Annotated in this window: 19 protein-coding genes; all 19 read left to right on the top strand. The window is 64.9% G+C overall.

Features of this window, described 5'->3' with window-relative positions; genetic code table 11:
• The first annotated feature begins 114 nt into the window (after nucleotides 1-114).
• Nucleotides 115-1,374, top strand: a complete 1,260-nt coding sequence (locus NFG58_RS12465) for a DUF2333 family protein (RefSeq protein WP_348826611.1) — start codon at nucleotides 115-117, stop codon at nucleotides 1,372-1,374.
• An 807-nt stretch (nucleotides 1,375-2,181) separates the two neighbouring features.
• The gene (locus NFG58_RS12460; RefSeq protein ID WP_348826610.1) at nucleotides 2,182-3,354 is read left to right on the top strand and encodes a polysaccharide export protein; all 1,173 of its coding nucleotides are present in this window, start codon (nucleotides 2,182-2,184) and stop codon (nucleotides 3,352-3,354) included.
• A gap of 3 nt (nucleotides 3,355-3,357) precedes the next feature.
• Nucleotides 3,358-3,798 carry a low molecular weight protein-tyrosine-phosphatase gene (locus NFG58_RS12455; RefSeq protein ID WP_348826609.1) on the top strand — a complete coding sequence of 147 codons (441 nt, stop codon included), beginning with the start codon at nucleotides 3,358-3,360 and terminating at the stop codon, nucleotides 3,796-3,798.
• 43 nt (nucleotides 3,799-3,841) lie between these two features.
• Nucleotides 3,842-6,106, top strand: coding sequence for a polysaccharide biosynthesis tyrosine autokinase (locus NFG58_RS12450; RefSeq protein ID WP_124803738.1), 2,265 nt, complete (start codon nucleotides 3,842-3,844; stop codon nucleotides 6,104-6,106).
• Nucleotides 6,107-6,138: 32 nt separating this feature from the next.
• Nucleotides 6,139-7,956, top strand: coding sequence for an ABC transporter ATP-binding protein (locus NFG58_RS12445; RefSeq protein WP_348826608.1), 1,818 nt, complete (start codon nucleotides 6,139-6,141; stop codon nucleotides 7,954-7,956).
• A gap of 145 nt (nucleotides 7,957-8,101) precedes the next feature.
• Entirely contained in the window at nucleotides 8,102-8,725 is a 624-nt protein-coding gene (locus tag NFG58_RS12440) for a NeuD/PglB/VioB family sugar acetyltransferase (protein WP_108132864.1), read from the top strand.
• 147 nt (nucleotides 8,726-8,872) lie between these two features.
• Entirely contained in the window at nucleotides 8,873-9,937 is a 1,065-nt protein-coding gene (neuB, locus tag NFG58_RS12435) for an N-acetylneuraminate synthase (RefSeq protein WP_348826607.1), read from the top strand.
• Nucleotides 9,938-9,962: 25 nt separating this feature from the next.
• Nucleotides 9,963-11,180: a UDP-N-acetylglucosamine 2-epimerase gene (gene neuC / locus NFG58_RS12430; RefSeq protein ID WP_124803734.1), complete on the top strand. Its 1,218-nt coding sequence runs from the start codon at nucleotides 9,963-9,965 to the stop codon at nucleotides 11,178-11,180.
• A gap of 46 nt (nucleotides 11,181-11,226) precedes the next feature.
• Nucleotides 11,227-11,940, top strand: a complete 714-nt coding sequence (locus tag NFG58_RS12425) for an acylneuraminate cytidylyltransferase family protein (protein WP_348814436.1) — start codon at nucleotides 11,227-11,229, stop codon at nucleotides 11,938-11,940.
• A complete protein-coding gene (locus NFG58_RS12420; protein WP_348826606.1) occupies nucleotides 11,937-12,785 on the top strand; it encodes an SDR family NAD(P)-dependent oxidoreductase in 849 nt (282 codons plus the stop codon). The genes NFG58_RS12425 and NFG58_RS12420 overlap by 4 nt, the downstream gene beginning before the upstream one ends.
• Complete coding sequence (locus NFG58_RS12415) at nucleotides 12,782-13,696, top strand: Gfo/Idh/MocA family oxidoreductase (protein ID WP_348826605.1); 915 nt, start codon at nucleotides 12,782-12,784, stop codon at nucleotides 13,694-13,696. Before NFG58_RS12420 ends, NFG58_RS12415 begins: the two co-directional genes overlap by 4 nt.
• On the top strand, nucleotides 13,686-14,549 hold the full coding sequence (locus NFG58_RS12410) for an SDR family oxidoreductase (RefSeq protein ID WP_213227210.1): 864 nt from the start codon (nucleotides 13,686-13,688) through the stop codon (nucleotides 14,547-14,549). The genes NFG58_RS12415 and NFG58_RS12410 overlap by 11 nt, the downstream gene beginning before the upstream one ends.
• Before the next feature lie 94 nt (nucleotides 14,550-14,643).
• Nucleotides 14,644-15,624, top strand: coding sequence for a polysaccharide deacetylase family protein (locus NFG58_RS12405; RefSeq protein ID WP_348826604.1), 981 nt, complete (start codon nucleotides 14,644-14,646; stop codon nucleotides 15,622-15,624).
• 108 nt (nucleotides 15,625-15,732) lie between these two features.
• A complete protein-coding gene (locus NFG58_RS12400) occupies nucleotides 15,733-17,064 on the top strand; it encodes a DUF4910 domain-containing protein (RefSeq protein WP_348826603.1) in 1,332 nt (443 codons plus the stop codon).
• 92 nt (nucleotides 17,065-17,156) lie between these two features.
• Nucleotides 17,157-18,155: a hypothetical protein gene (locus tag NFG58_RS12395; RefSeq protein ID WP_045993990.1), complete on the top strand. Its 999-nt coding sequence runs from the start codon at nucleotides 17,157-17,159 to the stop codon at nucleotides 18,153-18,155.
• A gap of 82 nt (nucleotides 18,156-18,237) precedes the next feature.
• Complete coding sequence (locus NFG58_RS12390; protein WP_348826602.1) at nucleotides 18,238-19,446, top strand: hypothetical protein; 1,209 nt, start codon at nucleotides 18,238-18,240, stop codon at nucleotides 19,444-19,446.
• Complete coding sequence (locus tag NFG58_RS12385) at nucleotides 19,443-20,696, top strand: glycosyltransferase family 4 protein (RefSeq protein ID WP_348826601.1); 1,254 nt, start codon at nucleotides 19,443-19,445, stop codon at nucleotides 20,694-20,696. Before NFG58_RS12390 ends, NFG58_RS12385 begins: the two co-directional genes overlap by 4 nt.
• Nucleotides 20,697-20,698: 2 nt before the next feature.
• A complete protein-coding gene (locus tag NFG58_RS12380; protein WP_348826600.1) occupies nucleotides 20,699-21,292 on the top strand; it encodes a sugar transferase in 594 nt (197 codons plus the stop codon).
• Complete coding sequence (locus NFG58_RS12375; protein ID WP_348826599.1) at nucleotides 21,289-22,623, top strand: lipopolysaccharide biosynthesis protein; 1,335 nt, start codon at nucleotides 21,289-21,291, stop codon at nucleotides 22,621-22,623. Before NFG58_RS12380 ends, NFG58_RS12375 begins: the two co-directional genes overlap by 4 nt.
• The last annotated feature ends 6 nt before the right edge of the window (nucleotides 22,624-22,629 follow it).

Genomic DNA, 22,629 nt, shown 5'->3' with positions numbered 1-22,629 from the left:
TCCCGCGGACCCTGCGCTATGATCAGATGCAAGCGTATTCTACCACTGGCGCCGGCGCTTTCCCTCATTGGAGGCAGGGCTGGCCGGCCTTTGATGAACGACAAGGAGAGCGAAATGAGCAGTCGTCGACAGCGCGCCGAAAGGCGTCGTCAGGAGCTCGAGAACCCGCAGTACGGATGGATCTGGAAACCGCTCGCCGTGCTGCTGGTGCTTGCCGTGATGGTGGCGGTGGGGCTGGGGATCTGGTGGAGCCTGGCGCCGTCGCGCTTCGACGTGGAGACTGCCACCCAGGAGCAGCGCATCTCCGCGGCGCCGGCGGCCAGAGGCACCGTTACGGTCGCGACCCTGGCCACCCTGATCGATACCTTGCAGGACAAGCCCGGCGGGTACCTGCGAAATGACCTGATGCCGCCGGGACTGCTGCTCGACAATATGCCGTCCTGGGAAACTGGTGTGCTGGTTCAGGCGAGGCTGATGGCCGCCAGCCTGGCGGACTTCGACCCCGGCGCCGGTGAGTCGGTGAATACTCTGATCGCTGCCCTCGAACAGGACGCCGACGATTGGCTGGCCCCGTCCATGGAGGATCACCTGGCCCAGGCGGGGAACTCGGCCCGCGCCTATCTGGCGCGTTTCGACGATGGGGTCGGCGCGTCCTTCGTCGATCAGGGCCAGGGCCTGGCGCTCTATCTGGACGCGGTGCGCCAGCAGTTGGCCTCGTTGCGGGAGCGGCTGTCATCCACGGTCAGCGACAGCGAGCGCTTGAAGGAACTGGGTATCGAAGTGGCACAGGACAGTCGAGTGCCCTGGTACCGCGTCGACAACGTGTTCCACGAGACCCGCGGTCAGACCTGGGCGCTGGGACACCTGCTCGAGGCGCTCGAGCGTGACCAGGCGGATCTGATCGCAAGCGCGGGCCTCGGCGACAGCTACGCCCGGGCGCTGGCCGAGATCGAGCGTATGCAACGTCAGTTCTGGAGCCCGGTGGTGCTGCGCGGCAGTGGCCTCGGCATCTTCGCCAACTATCCGCTGACCATGGCCCATCATCTGAGCCGACTCGACGGCGCCCTGGCGTCCCTGATCGATGGCCTGGGTGGCGCCAACGCTGCCCCGGAGGCTGCGACACCGCCGGTGACCGAGGTGACCCGTAGCCCCGACGATGAGGAGGCAGCGGAGTCAGCCGGCGTTGAGCAGAGTGATGAGAAGAGTGATGAGCAGGGTGGCCAGCAGGGCGCTGAAGCCAATAGCGGCGAGCAGGGCGCCGAAGCCAATAGCGACGAGCAGGGCGACGAGCAGGGCGACGAGCAGAGCGCTGAAGCCAATAGCGACGAGCAGGGCGCCAACCAGCAGCAGCCTGCCGAGCAAAGCGCCGAGTAGCAAGAGCCGAGTCAAGAGTCGAGTCAAAAGCCCCGAGCCGTGAACGGGGCCCAATGACGGGGTGAGAGAGACCGGTTGCCGATTTTCTCCCTCGTCCTTGCCTGAATTTCGCAAGCTACCATGCCCTCGTTGCCGGGGGCATTTTTTTCTCAGTTTGCTTCGTTCACCCGGATACTTTTTGCCGCTCCGCGCTTTGGTAATTGGAGGCTTGGCGTCCCCCTGGCTGACGCGCCATGTCGCCAATGACTAGATGCGTCATATCGGCGCATGAACCGAGGTTGCTGCAGCGATCACCTCGTCGTATCAGGAATCAGTGATCTGTCGCACTGCAATGGTGCGTCTGCGAAGGGCCCATGGTCGCGCTCTTTGCCCACATTCTCGATCCTGGTTTCTCAGCGCTTTTTTCGCACATTTCCAACCTTATGATTCGGCTAAAGAAACACTTTCTCCACGGTAACTGTCCGCTGGCGCCCCCGACGTGTCCTGAAGGAACACGCAATTACAAGCGGAAACAGTCGCTCTCATGCTTCCGGGATACCGATATGGGGTTTGTCAGCCTGTGTACGCCAGGAATTTCGGACTGCCAGGACGGCGCGGCTATGCAATCGTACTGGCATAAATCGCAGTACCTGGCGGCCATCGAGTCTTCGAGCGTCGACGGGTGCTGCGGGCTGTCGGTGGTCGATCGTCTCGCAGAAGACGCAGCCTCGACGGTGACAATAACCATCTGTCTACGCGCAGGGCTTCAGGGATATGCCATCGATATCACCCTGGGGCGGTAGCGTGTCACACGCTCAGGGGGACGATATGGACGAGGTGAATCAGGCACACCAGTGGACAAGGGTCGTGGACGAGTCGCAACGATCGCCCGGCTGGCTGGCGGGTGCCGTCTTCGCAGTGCTGCTTGCGCTGACCGTGAGTGGTTGTGCCTATGCCCCTGGCGGGCATATCGACTACGAGACCGAGGCGCCGGACATCGATCATCTGGTCGACATCCAGGCCATCACCCCGGCATTGGTGGCGAACTTCCGCCAGAACGTCACCGGCGATATCGCCAGCACCATGCCTTCCTACCTCAAGGCCCAGTTGACGGACTACGAGTACCGTGTCGGGCCGGGTGATGTGCTCAACATCACCGTCTATGACCACCCCGAGCTGACCATCCCGGGGGGCGCCGAGCGCAGCCCCGAAGAGACCGGCAAGACGGTACAGCCCGATGGTCGCATCTATTTCCCCTATGTCGGACGTTTCCGAGTGGCCGGGCGGACGGTGGACCAGATACGCCGAACCCTCACCGGCATGTTGTCGAACTACATCACCGAGCCCCAGGTGGACGTCAACGTCGCCGCCTACCATTCCAAGAAGATCTACGTCAGTGGAGCGGTTGCCACCCCCGGCGCCCAGCCGATCACCACGGTCCCGCTGACCCTGGTCGATGCGGTCAGCCAGGCCGGGGGGCCATCGGAGACGGCCAACTGGCACGAGGTGGTACTCAATCGTGATGGCACCAGGGAGGTGCTGTCGCTGTACGCGCTGATGCGCCATGGTGACCAGACCCAGAACCGCCTGCTGCGCGATGGCGACGTGGTGCATATCCCGACCCTGGAGTCCGAGAACGTCGCGGTGCTGGGGCAGGTCAGGAATCCCGGCAATCTGGTGCTGGGCAACGAACGTATCACCCTGACCACCGCCCTGGCGCGAGCCGGCGGCGTCATCGAGACCACCGCCGAACCGTCGGGGATCTTCGTGATTCGTCCCAAGCCGCCGGGCGATGCCAAGCTTGCCACCGTCTATCAGCTTGATATCAGCAACGCCACCTCGCTGACCATGGGCACCCACTTCCCGCTGCAGCCCCAGGACGTGGTCTACGTGACCGCGGCCCCGCTGGCACGCTGGAACAACGTGATCAGCCTGCTGCTGCCGTCGGCACTGCTGCCCGGCACCATCGCCGACACCACCACCCGCATCGGCGAGATCTGATCGGTGCGTTTTGCCAGTGCGCTGGTGCTGTGTCGAGCGAACCTGTGTCGTAGTCCGCTCGGTGCGTCGCTGCTGCAGAGGCGGCTGCCCGCCATGGAGATTCAGTCTGCCGGGCTTTCTGCGGTGCGCGAAGGTGAAGCCGCGCCCGCAGAGGTGCAAGCGCTGGCCAGGGAAGCCGGGCTCGAGTTGAGCGCCCACCGCGCTCGGGTGGCAACGCCCGAGATGATCGCCAATCACGATCTGGTGCTGGTGATGAGTGCGTCCCAGCGCCAGGCGGTCAGCGAACTTGCGCCCTTTGCCACCGGCAAGACCCTGCTGTTTGCCCACTGGCTCGACGGGATCGATATCCCCGACCCCTACCGCAAGAGCCTGGACGCACACCGTCAGGTATTCGTGATGCTTTCCGATGCCGCCGACGCCTGGCACCGAAGGCTCGCGCCATGACCTCGTATCGCCGCGCTCGAGGCCACCGACAGGACCTGCCGTCATGACCCAAATGTCACGCTTGCCTTCCGCTCCCGGCCGCGAGGATATCGACCTCGGGCGCATCCTGGGGCTACTGCTCCGGCACAAGTGGTGGATCCTCGCCGTCACCCTGCTGTTCGGAGCGGCAGGTTATGTGTCCGCCTTGCTCAAGCCACCCATCTACGAGGGCGACGCCCTGGTGCACGTGGAGCGTCGGGCCTCGGTCAGTCCGCTGGGGGACCTGGCCACGGTGATGGGAGAAGAGGAGAACACCTCGGCAGAGGTGCAGATACTGCGGTCTCGCATGGTGCTGGGGCGGGTGGTTGACCGCCTCGCCCTCGACACCCAGGTGTCGCCACGCCGTCTGCCGCTGGTCGGTGACTATCTGGTGCGTGAAGGGGTGACCCGAGAGGACCTGGCTGAGCTGGGCTGGATGACTGCTCCGCTTGGATGGCTCGAGCGGTTGATGCCCGAGGCATGGGATCTGAGCCATCTGGTGTGGGCAGGGGAGTCGCTGCAACTGGCGCGCCTCGAGGTCGCTGACTCCTATCGCGGCGCGGCCTTCCGCCTGGTGGCAGGCCGCGATGCCGGCTATCAGCTATTTGGTCCTGACGGTGATCTGTTGGGTGTCGGTCGTGTCGGCGATACCGCAAGATTCGACGGAGGCGATGTGGTGTTGAGCGTTCGCGAGATGACCGCAGCGCCAGGTGCAGAGTTCAGCCTGTCCAAGCGCCCCCAGGTGTCGGCCATCGATTCGCTGCTGGCTCGCTTGACGGTCACCGAGCAGGGCAGCGGCTCGAGCGCCAGCACCGGCATGTTGCGCCTGACCCTGACCGGCACCGACATCGATCGGGTGCGCGAGTCGCTGGATGTCCTGGCGGAAACCTTCCTGATGCAGAATGTCGAGCGGCAGTCGGCCCAGGCCGACCAGAGCCTGGCCTTTCTCGATGAGCAGGCGGTGGCATTGAAGGCCTCGCTGTCGTCGGCGGAAGATCGGCTCAATGCCTATCGCGTCGAGGTGGACAGTATCGACCTGGACTCCGAGGCGGCCTCGGTGGTCGAGCAGTTGATCTCGGTGGAGGAACAGCTCAACACCCTGGATTTCCAAGAAGCCGAACTGGTCCAGCGGTTCACCCGCAATCACCCCACCTATCAGGCGTTGATGCGCCAGCGCGGCATCCTCAACCAGGAGAAGGCCCGACTGGAGGAGCGTGTCAGCGAGATGCCCGAGTCCCAGCAGGAAATCGTGCGCCTGACCCGGGACGTGGAGGTGACCCAGGCGATCTATGTCAATGTGCTTAATCGTGCGCAAGAGGTGGCGGTCGCCAAGGCCGGCACCATCGGCAATGTGCGGGTCATCGACGATGCGTATGTGGATGACGATCCGGTGGCACCCAACGCCGGCCTGATGATGGCCCTGGCCACCGTTATCGGTGCCTTTCTGGCGGTGGCGGTGGTACTGGTGCGTGGCATGCTCAATCGCGGCATCGAGAGCCCGGACCAGCTCGAGGACCTGGGGCTGCCGGTGTACGCCACGGTGCCGCTTTCCGAGTTTCAGCAGCGCCTGGTCAAGCGGGTCAAGTATCGCAGCGACCGGCGCAGTCAGCCGGTGATCAAGGGCCTGCTGGCCCTGACTCAACCGACCGACATGGCCATCGAGGCGTTGCGTGGCCTGCGCACCAGTCTGCACTTCGCGATGATGGAAGCGCCCAACAACTGCCTGATGATCACCGGCCCCAGCCCCGAGATCGGCAAGAGCTTCATCTCGCTGAATCTGGGCGTGATCTGTGCCCAGGCCGGTCAACGGGTCCTGGTCATCGACGCCGACATGCGCAAGGGACACCTGCACAGCGCCTTCGGCGCCAAGGCCGAAAGTGGCCTGTCGGACCTGTTGTCGGACAAGAGCGAGGTGGCCGAGGTCATCCGCCAGACCGAGGTGGAAGGCCTCGACTATCTGTCGCGAGGCGCATGCCCGCCCAATCCTTCGGAACTGCTGATGCGCGAGCGTTTCACCACGCTGATGGAGCAGTTCAGTCGCGACTACGATCTGGTGATCGTCGATACCCCGCCTGTGCTGGCGGTGACCGACGCCGCCATCGTCGGTAACCGGGTGGGCACCAGCCTGCTGGTGACGCGCTTCAAGCTCAACCCGGTCAAGGAGGTCAGGGTGGCGCTCAGGCGCCTGGAGACCTCCAACGTCAGGGTCAAGGGCTGCATCCTCAACGCCATGGACCCCAGCGCCAGGCATGGTTACGGCTATGGTCACTATGTCTATGCCTACCAGTAAGTACGGCAGCGGCGACAACCAGGGACGGTGAGATGCTGACTGATCTGCGCGAACTCTACGGCCTGCTGACTCACCACCAGCGCCGGCAACTGCTGCGGCTGCAGGTGCTGGTGGTGGCGATGGCGCTGTGCGAGCTGCTCAGCGTCGCCTCCATCGCGCCCTTCATGGCGGTAGTGGGCGATCTGGAGCGTCTTGGCGGGGACGGCGTGATGGGCGAGCTCTATCGGGCCAGCGGTGCCGACTCGCCGGAGCGCTTTCTTCTATGGCTTGGGCTGGGGGTGCTGGGCGCGTTGTCGGTCGCCGCGGTGGTGTCGATGGTGACGGTGTGGCGGCTGGCGGTCTACGGCGCCACCGTCGGGGCGGAGCTGGGTTCCCGACTGTTCGCCCACTACATGCACAAGGACTGGCTGTTCCACGCCGGAGGCAGCAGCAGCTATCTGACCAAGCAGATCGCTCAGGAGTGCCAGCGAGTCATGCTGGGCGTCATCGATCCGTTGATGCAGATGAATGCCAAGGTGGTGCTGGCGCTGTTCATGTCGCTGGCCATCCTGATCTACAACCCCGCGGTGGCGCTGTGCGCCATGACGTTGTACTCGCTGGCCTACCTGCTGCTCTATCACACCGCCCGGCGTCGCCTGATGAGCAACGGCGAGGCGCTGTCGGCGGCCCAGGGTCAGCGCTTTCGACTGATGGCCGAGGGATTCGGGGGGATCAAGGATCTGTTGCTGCTGGGGCGTCAGACCCAGCTGACCGAGCGTTTCGATCGGGCCAGTCGACGCTTTGCCCGGGCCCAGGGCACCAATCAGGCGCTCAAGCAGGCGCCGCGCTATGCGATGGAAGTGGTGGCCTTCGCCTCGGTGATCCTGCTGTTGTTCTACCTGCTCAAGACCCACCAGGGTGAGATGGCGTCGATGCTGCCGGTACTGGCGGTGTACGCCCTGGCGGGTTTCAAGCTGCTGCCGGCTTTTCAGCATATCTACGCCAGTGTCTCGAGCATCCGCGGGAACCTGCATGCGCTCGAGGAAATTCGCAATGACCTGCGGGCCAGCCATGCCCATGGCCAGGCGTGCGCCCCTGGGCAGGGCGATGACCCGGCCCAGGGCGGCTCAGCCCTCAAGGCCCGGCGCGAGATTCGCCTCGAGGGTGTCAGCTTTCGCTATCCCGGCGCACGCTCTCCCGCGGTGGACGACGTCAGTCTGGTGATCCCGGCCAACAGCGTGATTGGCCTGGTAGGTGCCTCCGGTTCCGGCAAGTCCACCCTGATCGATCTTTTGCTGGGGCTGATGCAGCCCCAGCGAGGGCGCATCAGCGTGGACGGAAAGGTCATCGATGAGGCCAATCGTCGCCAGTGGCAGGACGCGCTGGGTTTCGTCTCCCAACAGCTCTATCTATGCGATGGCAGCATTCGCGACAACGTGGCCTTCGGTCTGGCCCCCGAGTGCATCGACGACGACCGCGTCGAAAGGGCGCTTCGGCTCGCCCATCTGGCCGAGTTCGTGGCCGAGCTGCCTCAGGGCATCGAGACCCTGGTCGGCGAGCGCGGTGTCCAGCTCTCCGGGGGACAGCGCCAGCGCATCGGCATCGCTCGGGCGCTCTATCACGAGGCCGAGGTGCTGGTGCTGGATGAGGCGACCAGTGCCCTGGACGGCATCACCGAGCGGCTGATCATGGACGCGATCCATGACTTCGCCGGTCGCAAGACCATCGTGCTGGTCGCCCATCGACTGACCACCGTCATGGCCTGCGAGTGCATCTACATGATGGAGCGTGGACGCCTGGTGGATCAGGGCAGCTACCGGGAGCTGATGTCGCGCAACGAGGTGTTCAAGCGAATGGCGCAGAGCGCCTGAGACGGGACTCCGGTGAAGGGCGCGAGCGAGGGCGCGGATGAAGGCATGGGTGAAGCGCTGGTGAAGCGACGGACGAACCGCTGGCGAAGTGACGGACGGAGCGCTGGTAAAGCGAACGCGCATCGATGAAGGGAGGCGGGCACCGATGAAGCAGTGCTTCGTGATCGGCGGCGGCGGCCATGCGCGGGTGCTGCTGCATGGACTGCGCGGGCTTGGCTGGCAGGTGGCCGGCTACGTGGCACAGGAGCCCTCGTCGGCCATGCCGGTCCCCTGGCTGGGGCAGGACCGTTGTCGACTGGCGTCGCCGGAAGGCCTGCCAGGCGTCGCCTTCCTGGGGGTCGGTATGGTCACCAGCGCGCCCTGGCGGCGCTCGCTGATCGAGGCCTTCCTGGCGCAGGGATTCGACCTCCCGCCGTTGATCACGCACAACGCCATGGTGCATGACGACGTGAAGCTGGGAGACGGCAGCGTGATACTGGATGGTGCCGTGGTGGTCACCGGCAGTCGTCTGGGACGAGGCTGTCTGATCAACACCCGGGCGGTGGTCGACCATGACTGCGTGTTGGGCGACAACGTCCACGTCGCCTGCGGTGCCACGCTCAGTGGGGGCGTCAGGCTAGGGGCGGACGTGATGATCGGCACCGGAGCTAACCTGATCCAGGGGGTCGAAGTGTGTGCGGGGGCGGTGATCGGCGCCGGCGCCACCGTGGTAGGGGACGTAACGCGCCCTGGAGTGTATCTCGGGACGCCCGCGCGACGACGGCAATGAATGCGCCTGGCCGACACGCATCACCACAAGACGTCACAGCGAAAAGCGCCAGAAGGCGAAAAAATAATTAAAGCAGGTCTACGCAAAAAGCAGGTCTACGCAAACAGGGAAGGCGCTTCTGCCAAGAGGCGCAAGCAGGGGACACGAATGAGTCATTCTGAGGTTGTCGAGACCAGGAGGGTGGCATCGAGCCGCGCCGAGTCACCAGGCGTACAGGTGATCGCCGAAGCCGGCGTCAATCACAATGGGTGCCTGGATACCGCCATGGCGCTGGTGGACGCGGCACGTGAGTGCGGCGCCGATGCCGTCAAGTTTCAGTGGTTCAAGGCGGAGCAACTGGTGACCGCCGACGCCGCCCAGGCAAGCTACCAGCGAAAGGCCTGCCCGGAGGACGGCTCCCAGTACGCCATGCTCAAGCGCCTGGAGCTTGGCCTTGACGATTTTCGGCGATTGGCCCAGTACAGCCGTGACAGTGGCATCGAATTCCTGGCCAGCCCCTTCGACGAGGACAGCGTCGAGTGGCTGGCTGCGCTGGACGTCGGTTGCTTCAAGGTGGCCTCCGGGGAGTTGACCAATCTGCCGCTGCTTTCACGTATCGGCGCCCAGGGCAAACCGGTGCTGTTGTCCACGGGCATGAGTTTCCTGGGGGAAATCGAAGCCGCCTTGGCGACCCTTTCGGCGGCGGGAGCCGGCGACGTTACGGTACTGCACTGCGTCAGTGAATACCCGGCGCCGGTGGATCAGATCAACCTCGCCGCCATGGATACCCTGGCCCAGGCCTTCGGATGCCCGGTCGGCTACTCCGATCATAGCGATGGCATCGATATCGCGCTGGCGGCGGTGGCGCGTGGGGCCGTGGTCATCGAGAAACACCTGACCCTGGATACCACCATGGCGGGGCCGGACCATGCTGCCTCGCTGGATCCTCAGGCCTTCCTGGCGATGGTGACCGCCATTCGTCGTATCGAGCAGGCCCTCGGCGATGGGCGCAAGCGCCCGGCGCCCTGTGAGCAGCCCCAGCGGGAGCTGGTGCGTCGCAGCGTGGTAGCCGGGCGCGATATCGACGCCGGCGAAGTGCTGGCGCAAGGCGATTTGCTGCTCAAGCGGCCTGGCAGCGGTCTGCCGGCCGCCGCACTGCCTCAGTTGATCGGTCGGGTGGCCAGACGCCGTATCGGTCGTGACGCCCTGCTGGACTGGGCGGATCTGACATGATGGCCTGGGCATGAGGGGGACTGGCATGACTCCGAGAAAGATCTGGGTCCTGACCAGCTCTCGAGCGGACTATGGGCTGCTCTACTGGTTGCTTCGGGAAATCGACGAAGACCCTGCGCTGGAACTGATGCTGGTGGCCAGCGGATCGCACCTGTCCACCGAGTTCGGCTCCACGGTCAGCGAGATCGAGCGCGACGGCTTTCGTCTGCATCGACGCCTCGAGATCCTGCTGGCGTCGGACTCACGCAACGCCATGACCAAGGCCATGGGGCTGGCGCTGTTGAGCGTCGGCGATGCCCTGGTCGAGGACCGGCCCGACCTGGTGGTCCTGCTGGGCGACCGTTTCGAAATCGTGCCGGTGGCGTTGGCGGCGGTCACCCACGGTATCACCCTGGCCCACCTCCACGGGGGCGAGACCAGTCGTGGCGCCCTGGACGAGTACTATCGTCATGCGGTGACCAAGCTGGCCAACCTGCACTTTCCCGCTACCGAGGTCTACCGTCGGCGGATTCTGCAGATGGGGGAAGACCCCGGCCGAGTGTTTGTCCACGGCGCGCCGGGCATCGATCACCTGTACCGCAGCCGCACGCCGACCAGGGCAGTGCTTGCAAGGGCCCTGGACATGCCACTGGACCGACCCACCGCGCTGGTCACCTATCACCCGGTGACCGCGGGCACGGGCGAGGACGTGGAAGCGCTGATCGCGGCCTTGTCGCGTTTCGAGGATCTGGACGTGCTGGTGTGCAAGGCCAACGCCGACTGTCATGGACGCAGCATCAATGCCCGGCTGGCGCGCTGGTGTGCCGAGCGCCCCGAGGCCAGGCGTCTGGTCGACAGTCTGGGACAGCGTCTCTATCACGGCTGTCTCGAGCACATGGATGTGCTGGTGGGCAATTCCTCCAGCGGTCTGATCGAGGCGCCATCCTTCCGTCGGCCGGTGGTCAATGTCGGCAAGCGTCAGGACGGCCGCCTCAAGGCGGCAAACGTGATCAATGTCGAGGCCTCGGAGGAGGCCATCGCCAAGGGCATCGAGACCGCCCTGAGCGAGACCTTCAAGCGTTCGCTGGGCGCCCTGAGCAATCCCTATGACCCCTTCGAGGATGGAGCCGCCTCGCGGCGAATCAAGAACACCTTGAAACGGGTCAAGCTGGATGCCGGCATCCGTGAGAAGTGGTTCTTCGACATCGACGAGGTGTCCCCTCTGGGCGGCACCTCTTCTCCGACCAAAGGCCTGATGGGCTGACCTTCGTCGCTTCGATAACGACCCTAACAACCTTCAGGAAATGAAGATGACACCAGTGTCCGAGGCGGCAATGTCGGTGACGGCGGTGATACCGGCGCGGGGCGGCAGCAAGTCGGTGCCGAGAAAGAACCTGAGGCCGCTCGGCGGACGCCCGCTGCTGGTCTGGTCGATCGAGGTGGCACGGCAGGTGATGGCGATCGATCGGGTGATCGTGAGTACCGATGATGACGAGATTGCCCAGGTGGCCCGCCGGCATGGCGCCGAGGTGCACCGTCGGTCGGCGCATCTGGCCACCGACGAGGCGCTGGTGATCGACGCCATCCGCGAAGTGTTCGATGAGCTGAACCAGGGCGGCGAGGCTCCCGAGGTGATGGTGCTGCTGGAGCCCACCTGCCCCTTGCGCAGTGCCCAGGATGTGGCCGAGTGCCTGTCGCGTCTGGTGGTGCAGGGGCTGGATTCGGTGGCCACCTTCAAGGCTGCCGAGGTCAATCCTCACCGTACCTGGCGGCTGGATGCGCGGGGCCGGCCCACCGCCTTTATCGACGGCAGCGATCCCTGGCTGCCGCGACAGGCGTTACCCATGGCCTATCAGCTCAATGGTGCCGTCTATGCCTTCCGTCCCGATCGTCTTCCCGAGGATGGCAAGGCGTTGCTGTTCGGGCGCAGTGGCGCGGTGATCATGCCGGCGGAACGTTCGGTCGACATCGACCGCGAGCACGACTTCGTCATCGTCGAAAGCCTGTTGAGGAGAGCACGTTGAGCCACCCTGTCGAAGCCTTAGTGACTCCCGCAGCCACCGATGTGCGCCCGGCGATCATGATCACCGGGGCTACCGGTGGGGTCGGCATGGCCCTGTGCCGCCACCTGAACCGCCGCTTTCGGGTGATCGCTCTGGGGCGTGACGCCAACGCCCTGGCAGCACTGGCCGCAAGCCTTCCCGGTGTCGAGGTCCACTGCCTGGATCTCGCCGGCGGTGAGATCGCAAGTGATATCGCGTCACTACTGGAGCAATGCGGCGACGTCGGCTATCTGATCAACAATGCCGGCTTCAATCGGCCTGCGCCAGTGGACGCCGACATCGAAGCCGTGCTTCGGCGCTCGCTCGAGGTCAACACCATCGCGCCGGCCATGCTCATGGCGGCGGTGCTGCCCGGCATGCGCCGTCGTGGCTTTGGCCGCATCGTCAATATCACCTCCGGCGCACCGCTCAACTGTTTCGCCGGGCATGCCGCCTACAGCGCCTCCAAGGCGGCGCTGAATGCGCTGACGGTGACCGCCGCCAGAGAACATCAGGACGTGGATATCAAGATCAACCTGATGAGCCCCGGCCCGGTGCGCAGCAAGATGGCCCCGGAGGCACCGATGGCGCCAGAGGTCTGTCTACCGACCCTGGACCATCTGCTGGATTTGCCCGCGGATGGCGCCAGCGGGCGCTTCTTCTGGCTGGGGCACGAGATACCGCTGACGCCGTCCCTCGATGGCATCGACTGGCTGGCGGGGACCGCGCCGGCAGGTTTTGCCCGGCTTTGGCCAGAGGCAGACGAGAGCAGCGGTCTCGACAGCAGTGGCGCGGACGTAAGCAGCAGTGACAGGGCGTGCCGATGAGGCGTATTGGCATGCTGGGCATGAGTCCCGGCAACGGTCACCCGTTTTCGTTTTCCGCCATCCTCAATGGCTACCGCGATGCGGCCATGGCCGAGGCGGGCTGGCCGGTGATCCATGAATATCTGGCACGGCGACATCGCTCGGAATTTGGCGTCGGTGATCTGCGTGTCACCCGTGCCTGGACCCAGGATCGAGACGTCACCGAACGGCTATGTCGCGCCTGCCATATCGACGAGGCCGTGGCCGAGCCTGGAGACATGCTGGGGCAGGTGGATGCGGTCATCATCGCCCGTGACGATCCGGCGAGCCACCGCGAACTGGCGGCTCCCTTTCTCGAGGCGGGCCTGGCGGTGTTCATCGACAAGCCGCTGACCCTGGATCCGCAGGATCTGGCCTATTTTTCCCCCTACCTGGCTGCAGGGCGCCTGATGTCATGTTCCGGCATGCGCTTTGCCAGCGAACTCGACGCCCTGCGTGCGGCGCCGGGGGCGCTGGGCAACTGGCGCCTGGCCAGGGGCGCCATCGTCAAGGACTGGGAGCGCTACGGGGTTCACCTGCTCGACGCCATCCTGCCGTTGACGGCGGCGACGCCGGTGTCCGTCAGAGCGCTTGGGGCAGGCCACCAGTCCTTCGCCATCACCATGAGTGACGGCAGCCTGATGAGCATCGATGCGCTCGGCGAGGTGCCGCCGGTCTTTCGCATCGAGGTGTTTGGTGATGCCGGCCAGACCAGTGCCGACATCCGCGACAACTTCGGCATGTTTCGTCGCACCCTGTGGGAGTTCTGGCGGATGCTCGAGCAGGGGCCGGATCGTCATCAATGCCAGACCACACTCGCGGTGATCAGGACGTTGATCGCCGGGCGTCTGGCGGCCGAACGGGGAGAGGAGGTACGTCTCGATGCGCTCTGACAATGAGGGTGCAGGCCTTGTACCCGCGCAGGCGTGCGCGGTATCGGCGCTGTTCGATCTGAGCGGTCGGGTAGCACTGGTCACCGGGGCCCTGGGCATCCTGGGGCGGCACTTCTGTCGAGGACTCGCCGAATGCGGCGCCTCGCTGGTGGTCGCGGATCTCGACGCTGCCGAGGCCGAGCGCTTCGCCGCCGAGCTTCAGACCGACTTCGGTCGCCCTTGCCTCGGACTTGGCTGTGACGTCAGCGACGAGGCCTCGGTCGAGGCCATGGTGGCGCATGCGGTCAAGACGCTGGGAGGCATCGACATCCTGCACAACAATGCGGCGACCAAGGCGCGAGACCTGGAGGCCTTCTTCGCTCCGGCCGAAGACTACACCCTGGCCCAGTGGCGTGACGTCATGGCGGTCAATCTCGACGGTGTCTTTCTGGTGTCGCGAGCGGTAGGCCGGCAGATGATCGAGCAGGGTCGAGGCGGCAGCATCATCCATACCGGTTCCATCTACGGCGAGATGGGCTGCGATCCGCGTATCTACGAGGGCTCGGAGTACCTGGGGGTGGCCATCAACACGCCTCCGGTCTACGCCGCCTCCAAGGCCGGGGTGTCTGGACTGGCGCGTTATCTCGCCACGCTCTGGGCAGGCCACGGTATCCGCGTCAATACCCTGGTACCGGGCGGCATCGAGAGTGGCCAGAACTCAGCCTTCGTCGAGCGCTATTCGGCCAGGGTGCCGCTGGGGCGCATGGGAACGCCGACCGATCTGGTCGGCGCGCTGATCTTTCTGGCCTCGGATGCCTCCGGCTACGTGACGGGGCAGACGCTTCACGTGGATGGTGGCTTGAGCGCCTGGTAGCACGGCGTCGATGCACGCTGCCCGATAAACGGCATCCGATGAACGGCACCCGATCAACGGCACCAGTTGAACGGCAGGGAAGGAGTTTCGCTCGATGTTGACCATCGTGATGTACCACTATGTCCGACCGCTGGCCGGGTCGCGCTATCCGCGCCTCAAGGCGCTGGAGCTTGCTGCCTTTCGCGCTCAGCTCGACCATCTCGAGCGGCACTATCGGCCGGTGACGATGGAACAGGTGATCGCCGCCTGGCGCGGCCAGCAGACATTGCCCGAGCAGGCGGTGCTGTTGAGCTTCGACGACGGCTATCGTGATCACCTCGAACATGTGCTGCCGGAGCTCGAGCGACGCGGCCTTCAGGGTAGCTTCTTTCCCTGCACCGGTACCCTGCGCGACGGCCTGATCCTCGACGTCAACAAGATCCAGTTCGTGCTGGCCAGCGTCGCTTCCACCGCAGAGTTGCTGCCGGCTCTGGGCAGGGCACTGGACAAGCGTCGCGAGCGTCATGGCCTGGGGACCTACGAGGATATCCATCGCAGGGTCTATCATCGGCTGTCGCGCCAGGGACGCTTCGATGACCCCGATACCCTGTTCTTCAAGCGTCTGCTGCAGCGGGAGTTGCCCTTCGAGGTTCGCCATGACGTCATCGATGAGCTGTTTGCGCGCTTCGTCAGCTCGGACCAGCGAGCCTTCGCCGAAACGCTCTATCTGAGCGATGCCGAGGTCCGCCAGCTGCACGACGCCGGCATGCATATTGGCTGCCACGGGGATCAGCACTTCTGGTTCGACAGTCTGACGCCCGAACAACAGGGCAGGGACCTCGAGGTCAGTCTCGCTCATCTTCGAAACCTGGGGGTGCTCGGCGACGACTGGGTGATGTGCTATCCCTACGGTGGCGTCGACGAAGCGCTGCTGGGTCGTCTACGCCAGCTTGGCTGCGCCGCCGGGCTGACCGTGGCGTCGCGACAGGCCGACCCGGCCCGGGACGACCCCTTGCTGCTGCCGCGCCTGGACACCAATGATCTGCCCAGCCAGGCCGCTGCCTGCCCTGGCGACCCGGCGACCGTCCAGGTTTGATAGCTGACCACATCCTCGTCCACTTCCACGTCTTCCCCATTTGCGCCGAGCCTGGCGCGGCCCCGGCGGTTTGCCGCCAGCATACCTACCATGCACAGGGATCTTGTCATGACAGCGTGCACGCAGAGCGCGACGACAGCGTCTGTCGCCGCCGGCGACGCCATGATGGCCATGTTGGCCGACCTCACTCCGCTGAATCGGGTGATCTGCTCGAGCGACTACGACGCCACGGTGGCCTACCTGGCCGAGCGCTGGCCGCTCCGGGAACATCGTTTCGAGGCCTCTGACGTCCACAATGGCTGGGTGATTCCGCCCAGGTGGGACGTGCTGGAGGCGGCCATCTACAAGGATGGCGAGTGTATCTATGATGGTCGCTGGCATCCCATGGCGGTGATGGCGCTGTCACTGCCGTTCCGAGGCACGGTCTCGCGAGAAGAACTCAAGTCCCACCTGCATTTTGATCACCGCTACGACGAGCGCATCCCTTTCCATTTTCGCCAGCTATTTACCAGCTGGCAGCGTGACTGGGGGTTCTGCGTGCCACGTCGTCTTGTCGAGCGTCTTGCGCCTGGTGACTACGAGGTGGTGATCGAGACCCGTGAGGCGCCGGGGTATCTGCGCTGCCTGGACTATCACCTGCCGGGTCAGCTCGAGCAGACCATCGTGCTGGGGGCCAACCTGGATCATCCTGGTGTCGCCAACGATGGTCTGTCCGGTGTGGCGGTGGGGCTCGCCGTGTTCGAGGCGCTTGCCGCGCGACCCAGGCGCTTCAGCTATCGACTGGTGCTGGCCCCCGGCATCATGGGCACCGAGTACTACCTGGGGCGGCTTCCCGCCGCAGAGCGCGCTCGACTGTTCGAGGGTGTGATGCTCGAGATGCTGGGCTCGCCCACCATACTCAATCTGCAGCGCTCACGAGGTGCCGGATCGAACATCGAGCAGGCGTTGTCGCGCGTGCTCAGCGAGGGTGGGCACGCCTACCGCGAGGGCGCCTTCGAGAGCCTGCTGCTCAACGACGAGTACCTGTGGGAAGCCTACGGCATCCCCATGGCCTCGCTATCGCGCTATCCCTATCCCGAGTATCACACCGACGCCGATAACCTTGGCTTGATGTCGCCGCAGCGCCTGCTCGAGGCGCGTGACGTGGTGCTCGCCGCCATCGACGATATCGAGTCCTCGCCGCTGATCAAGAAGCGCTTCGAGGGCAACGTCTGCCTGTCGCACCCCCGCCATGACCTCTATGTGGATCCTGGCCAGGTCGCCTTCGGCGACGTGCCGGACGAGTCACGCCGGCGCATGCGCCTGTTGATGGACTCCATCCCGACCCTGACGCGCCCGACCACCGTGCGCCAGCTGGCCAGGGAGGTCGGCCTCGAGGAGAGCGTGGTTCACGACTATCTCAAGCGCTGGCGCGATTGTGGTCTGGTGGAGCTGGTATGAACCGGGCGAGGGAGGAGGTGAGTGGCGAGCGCGCGCATCCGTCGGGTGGGGCAGGAACACCGCTTCAGGAAGGGATCGACACAGGGGGGGCAGTGCCGGCGACGAGCACGCAGGCGTCGTTTGGCCGAAGCGTCTTTATCTGCTGCAAGCCGCTGCAGTTTCTGACCTGTGCCTCGATCGTTCGTCACTATCGAATCGAGCAGGCGCTGGTGCTGCTGGTGGCCGAAAGCATCGCCGAGTATGACGCCTTCTACGCCTTTGTCGAAGCGAGCCACCATCGATCTCTCTTTGACGAGATACGCCGCGTGCCGACCCAGGCCGCGGCACGCGAGGCGCTGGGCGCCTTGCACTACGACAGTCTGTTCATCGACAACGATCGCACCAGCAAGTACCTACTGCTGGCGCCGCTGAAGACAGGCTGTCTGTGCCTTTACGAGGAGGGGGTCAGCACCTACTTCAGCTCCTATCTCTACGAGATGCCTCTGTCCAGGCGGTTGAAGTGGAGCCTGGTGGCCCTGGTGCGCGGTTGCGGACTGCGTTTCGGAGGCGGCCGCAGGACCGACCTGGTGTTCGTTTCGCGGCCGCGGACCTACGCCCGATTGAATCCACGCCTGGCTCACAAGGCGCGCTATTGCCCGGGGCTCGTCGGCGAGCTGGAGCAAGGCTGGGAGGACTGGCAGGCACTGCTGTCGCCCTGGCTCGACCGGCTGACGTCGGCAACGCCGGCGCTGGTACTGGGTACCTGGGGGGGCGGCGATATCTCCGCCGAGAGGCTTGCCGAGCTCAAGCGACGTCATCCCCTGTTGCTGTTCAAGCCCCATCCCCACGACGGCTGCGCCTGGCTCGATGCTGATATCCAGGTGCTGGAGCAGCCGTGGATTCCCGCCGAGGTGTGGATTCGTCTACTGGCTAGCCGGGTCGACGAACTGGTGGTGTATCACTATTCCTCGTCTTCTGAGCTCTACTGCCTGGATCTGCTCGACAGGGTGACCTTCGTCGACCTCAAGGGCGACGTTCATATCCGACGAGTCTGCGATCTGGCCGTGGGCGATCCCGGTCACGACGACATCGACCATGTGGCGATTGCCTGAGAAGGACGCTGTCCGTCCAGCGCCTGGCCCCCGTGGTAGTCGAACGGCATGCCTGCACGTCAAATGAGTGAGCTTACCGCCGATGGTTCCCATCCCTTATGTCACTTCCGCCTGGGACGTGTACTCCGCCCTGGCGGTGTTCGTGCTCGGTCTGTGGCTTGCCAGAGCGGTGGGGCGAGCCTTCGGGCTGTCTTACATGCTGTGTCTGCCGCTCTATCTCTGGCACACGGCCTTCTGCGTGCTCTACGCCTGGTTCGTCAACGGCGACGGCGGAGATTCCTTGATGTACTACCGGGCGTCGTTGAACGACGGCGTCGAGTTCTCCTTCGGGACCGCCGGGGTGATCGTGTTCACCTCGCTGTTCACCCAGGGGCTGGTGCTGTCGTTTCTGGGGACCTTTCTGGTGTTCAATCTGGCCGGCTATGTCGGGCTGCTGGCCTTCGCCGGCAGTCTCCATCAGGCCATTGCCGAGCGTGCCCTGGGTATTCGTCTGCTGGCGCTGGCCGTACTCTTTCTGCCCTCGATGCACTACTGGGGCTCCGCCATCGGCAAGGATGCGCTGTCGTTTCTGTCCATGGGGCTTTCGCTGTGGGCGGCGCTTGATCTCAGACGCCGTCACCTGCTGATGGTGGTGGCGGTCATGATCATGCTGGTGGTGCGACCGCACATGGCCGGTATACAGCTGATCGCCTTGGCGGCTGCCTTCTGTCTGCAGCCCGGCGTCGTGCTGTGGCAGCGGCTTTTGCTGGGGACTGCGGCGCTTGCCGGGGCGGCGATCATCGTACCCCTGGCGCTGGATTACGCCGGGGTCGGCAGCGGCTCCGATGCCGATCAGGTGATGAGTTACATCGAATTGCGGCAGAGCTACAACCAGACCGGCGGCGGTGCGGTGGACATCGCCTCCATGAGTCTGCCGATGCAGCTTTTCACCTATATGTTCAGGCCTCTGCCCATGGAAGCCAGCAGTGTGTTCCAGCTGGCGTCCTCGGTGGATAACGTCATCCTGCTGTATCTGATGGTGGTCGGTGGCATCGCCGCCATCACCGGGCGCAATGCGCCTCCCGCCAATCGACTGTTTCTGTGGTTTTACCTGCTGCTGGCCTGGACCATCCTGGCGATGACAACTGCCAATCTGGGCATCGCTGCGCGTCAGAAGTGGATGTTTACCCCGGTGCTTATCTATCTGTTGATGTCCGTCATGGGGCGCCCGCGCCAGACAGCCACCGACGCCGAATCGTCCGGGGGCTCTACGCCGTCTGTCGAAAGTACGCCAAATGGAGTGGCGAGATGATCAAGCGACTGTTGATGGTAGCGAGCTACCCCGAGTCCATCGTCGGGTTTCGCGGTGAGCTGATCAGGGAGATGGTCGCTCGCGGAATCGAGGTCCATGTCGCCGCGCCCGTGGGGGGCAGGGGCGCTACCGGTGACGCCGGCGGTGAGGGTGACGCCGATCGCTCGGCTGCTTCGTCGCGTCTTAAAGCCAGTCTCGAGGCCCTCGGCGCGACGCTGCACGATATCCCGCTTTCGCGCACCGGCATGAATCCGCTGGCCGATCTGAAGACCCTGGTGGCTCTGATGAAATTGATGCTGCGGGTACGCCCCGATGGGCTTTTTGCCTACACGATCAAGCCGGTGGTCTACGGGGCACTGGCTGCCTGGGTGTTGGGGGTGCGCCAGCGCACCCTGCTGGTCACCGGGCTGGGGTATGCCTTTACCGGCACCCAGGAGGGCACCCAGGGTGGCGCCCAGGGTGGCAACAAGCGCCGCTTGATCAAGGCGCTGGTGCGGCGGTTGTACCGCGTTGCTCTGGGGCGGGCTCATATGGTGCTGTTCCAGAACCCGGATGATCGTCGCCTGTTCATCGAGGAGGGGATTCTCCTTGATACCACGGCGTCCCGGGTGATCAACGGTTCCGGAGTGGATCTGGCGCATTTTTCGCCGGTGGCTCCAGCGACCGAGCCGGTCAGCTTCCTGCTGATCGCTCGGTTGCTGGGTGACAAGGGGGTGCGCGAGTACGCCGAGGCGGCGACGCGTATCCGCCAGCGCCATCCCCAGGTGCGCTTTCGCCTGGCGGGTTGGCTGGACGACAACCCCGACAGCATCGAGGCGCACGAGCTTCAGACGTGGATCGATGACGGCGCCATCGAGTACCTCGGTCGACTAGATGATGTCCGTCCGGCCATCGCCGAATGCAGCGTCTATGTGCTGCCGTCCTATCGCGAGGGGACCCCGAGAACGGTGCTCGAGGCCATGGCCCTGGGGCGTGCGGTTGTGACCACCGACGCGCCGGGATGCCGCGAGACCGTCGCGCCGGGGGTCAACGGTTATCTGGTGGAGGTGAAAGACGTCGACGCCCTGTGCCTGGCGTTGCAACGCTATCTGGAAACGCCGGCGCTGATCGTCCAGCACGGCCAGGCCTCCCGCGCTCGCGCCGAGGAGCGCTACGACGTGCACCGCGTCAATCACAGCATCCTCGACGCCATGGGGGTCGAGACGGCGTCGTCCTGCCCGGCAGGGCTCGACCCCAGCGTGGTGAGATGATGATGGCCAAGCGTTGTCTGGATGTGCTGGTGGCCGCCTCGTTGCTGGTCCTGCTATTCCCCTTGATGCTCGGCATCTGGGGACTCGTCCGGCTGAGGCTTGGCAAGCCGGCCTTCTTCTTTCAGTGGCGCCCTGGGCTGCACGGCCGTCCCTACCGCTTGATCAAGTTCAGGACCCTCGCCCAGCGCTGTGACGAGCAGGGACGCACGCTGCCCGACGAGCAGCGCATGACGACGCTCGGGGGTTGGCTGCGGGCGTCCAGCCTGGACGAGCTGCCCGAGCTCTGGAACGTGCTGAAAGGCGAGATGAGTCTGGTCGGGCCACGCCCGCTGCTGATGGAGTACCTGCCGCTGTATGACCGGGACCAGGCCCGTCGCCACGAGGTGCGACCGGGGATTACGGGATGGGCTCAGGTCAACGGCAGGAATGCGCTTTCCTGGCGCGAGCGCTTCCAGCTTGACGTCTGGTACGTGGACCACCACAGCCTGGCGCTCGATATCCGGATACTGGCCATGACGGCCGTCAAGGTGCTGCGCCGCGAGGGTATCAGTGGCCAAGGAAGCGTCACCATGAAGCCCTTTCGAGGCAATGAATGACGCCCCGGGATACCGACTCGGTGGCCGCGGTCTTGCCGCAACGGGGCTGGCTGACAGCGCTCAGACGTCATCGCTTGCTGTCCCAGGTGTTGCTGGTAGCCGGTGGCACGGCGGGGGCACAGGCGCTGAGTCTGGCCTTTGCGCCACTCATCACCCGTCTGTTCAGCCCTGACGCCTTCGGCCTGGCCGGTTCCTTCAGCGCCCTGGTCAGTGTCGTCGCGCCGCTGGCGGCCCTGACCTACCCGGTCGCCATGGTGTTGCCGCCGCGCGACGAAGACGCCCGGGGGCTGGCCCGACTCAGCATGGGGTTGGCGGTGCTGCTGGCGCTGGCCGCCGTGGCGGCGCTCACTGTGCTGCAACCACTGCTGGATCGGCATCTCGATCCGAGGCTTGCCGCCATGCTGATCTGGCTGCTGCCTGTGGCCATGCTGCTGGCGGCCATGCAACAGGTCATGCAGCAGTGGCTGATTCGGCGCCAGCGGTTCGGGGTGACGGCCAAGGTGGCGATGATCCATGCCCTGGTCCTCAACCTGGCCAAGGCAACCGGCGGAGTGCTGCATCCGGTCGGGGTGACGCTGGTGCTTGTCACCGCTGCCGCCAGTGGGCTTAACGCCTTGCTGCTGTGGTGGGCAGACCGGCGACTCGGTGATGGTCTGGTCGGCGGGGGCCGGGGCGCCCCATGGCGGGAACTGGCGCGTCGCCACCGTGACTTTCCCTTATATCGCGCACCCCAGGTGACGCTCAACGCCTTGTCGCAGTCGTTGCCGGTGTTGTTGCTGGCGGCATTCTTCGGTACCGCAGCCGCCGGGCACTACAGCCTGGCGGCCTCGGTACTGGCCGCGCCCATGGTGCTGCTGGCGAAGTCGGTCAACGACGTTTTCTATCCCCATGTGGCCTCGGCGGTCAACCGCGGCGAGCCGATTACTGCGTCACTGGCGAAGACCACCCTGGTGATGGCGGCGGTGGGGCTCGTCCCCTTTGGCGCCATGGTGGTGCTGGGGCCCTGTCTGTTTGCTCTGCTGTTCGGTGACCCCTGGTGGCAGGCGGGCGAGTACGCACGCTGGATGGCGGTCTGGCTGTACTTTGCCTTTCTCAACAAGCCCAGTGTGGCCTCCATCGCCAGTCTGGGCCTGCAGCGGGGTTTTCTGATCTACGAGGTACTCAGCGTGCTCGGCCGTGTGGCCGCGCTGTATGTGGGGTTTCGGGTGTATCACAGCGATCTCGTTGCGGTGGTGGCCTTCTCTCTGGTCGGCGCCATGCTCAATCTGGCGCTGGTCGGTGTGACCCTGTTGCGGGCAAGACGGCGTGACCAGGGGTTGATCAAGACGTGAGAGCGC

The organism is Halomonas sp. RT37, assembly GCF_040070525.1.
In the GTDB taxonomy this organism is placed as follows: domain Bacteria; phylum Pseudomonadota; class Gammaproteobacteria; order Pseudomonadales; family Halomonadaceae; genus Halomonas; species Halomonas litopenaei.
This window is presented reverse-complemented; position numbering and strand designations above follow the sequence as displayed.

Coding starts and splice junctions, on each gene's coding strand:
- NFG58_RS12465 (WP_348826611.1), top strand. CDS start 115: ATGAGCAGTCGTCGACAGCGCGCCGAAAGGCGTCGTCAGGAGCTCGAG.
- NFG58_RS12460 (WP_348826610.1), top strand. CDS start 2,182: ATGGACGAGGTGAATCAGGCACACCAGTGGACAAGGGTCGTGGACGAG.
- NFG58_RS12450 (WP_124803738.1), top strand. CDS start 3,842: ATGACCCAAATGTCACGCTTGCCTTCCGCTCCCGGCCGCGAGGATATC.
- NFG58_RS12445 (WP_348826608.1), top strand. CDS start 6,139: ATGCTGACTGATCTGCGCGAACTCTACGGCCTGCTGACTCACCACCAG.
- NFG58_RS12440 (WP_108132864.1), top strand. CDS start 8,102: ATGAAGCAGTGCTTCGTGATCGGCGGCGGCGGCCATGCGCGGGTGCTG.
- neuB (WP_348826607.1), top strand. CDS start 8,873: ATGAGTCATTCTGAGGTTGTCGAGACCAGGAGGGTGGCATCGAGCCGC.
- neuC (WP_124803734.1), top strand. CDS start 9,963: ATGACTCCGAGAAAGATCTGGGTCCTGACCAGCTCTCGAGCGGACTAT.
- NFG58_RS12425 (WP_348814436.1), top strand. CDS start 11,227: ATGACACCAGTGTCCGAGGCGGCAATGTCGGTGACGGCGGTGATACCG.
- NFG58_RS12415 (WP_348826605.1), top strand. CDS start 12,782: ATGAGGCGTATTGGCATGCTGGGCATGAGTCCCGGCAACGGTCACCCG.
- NFG58_RS12410 (WP_213227210.1), top strand. CDS start 13,686: ATGCGCTCTGACAATGAGGGTGCAGGCCTTGTACCCGCGCAGGCGTGC.
- NFG58_RS12405 (WP_348826604.1), top strand. CDS start 14,644: ATGTTGACCATCGTGATGTACCACTATGTCCGACCGCTGGCCGGGTCG.
- NFG58_RS12400 (WP_348826603.1), top strand. CDS start 15,733: ATGACAGCGTGCACGCAGAGCGCGACGACAGCGTCTGTCGCCGCCGGC.
- NFG58_RS12390 (WP_348826602.1), top strand. CDS start 18,238: ATGGTTCCCATCCCTTATGTCACTTCCGCCTGGGACGTGTACTCCGCC.
- NFG58_RS12385 (WP_348826601.1), top strand. CDS start 19,443: ATGATCAAGCGACTGTTGATGGTAGCGAGCTACCCCGAGTCCATCGTC.
- NFG58_RS12380 (WP_348826600.1), top strand. CDS start 20,699: ATGGCCAAGCGTTGTCTGGATGTGCTGGTGGCCGCCTCGTTGCTGGTC.
- NFG58_RS12375 (WP_348826599.1), top strand. CDS start 21,289: ATGACGCCCCGGGATACCGACTCGGTGGCCGCGGTCTTGCCGCAACGG.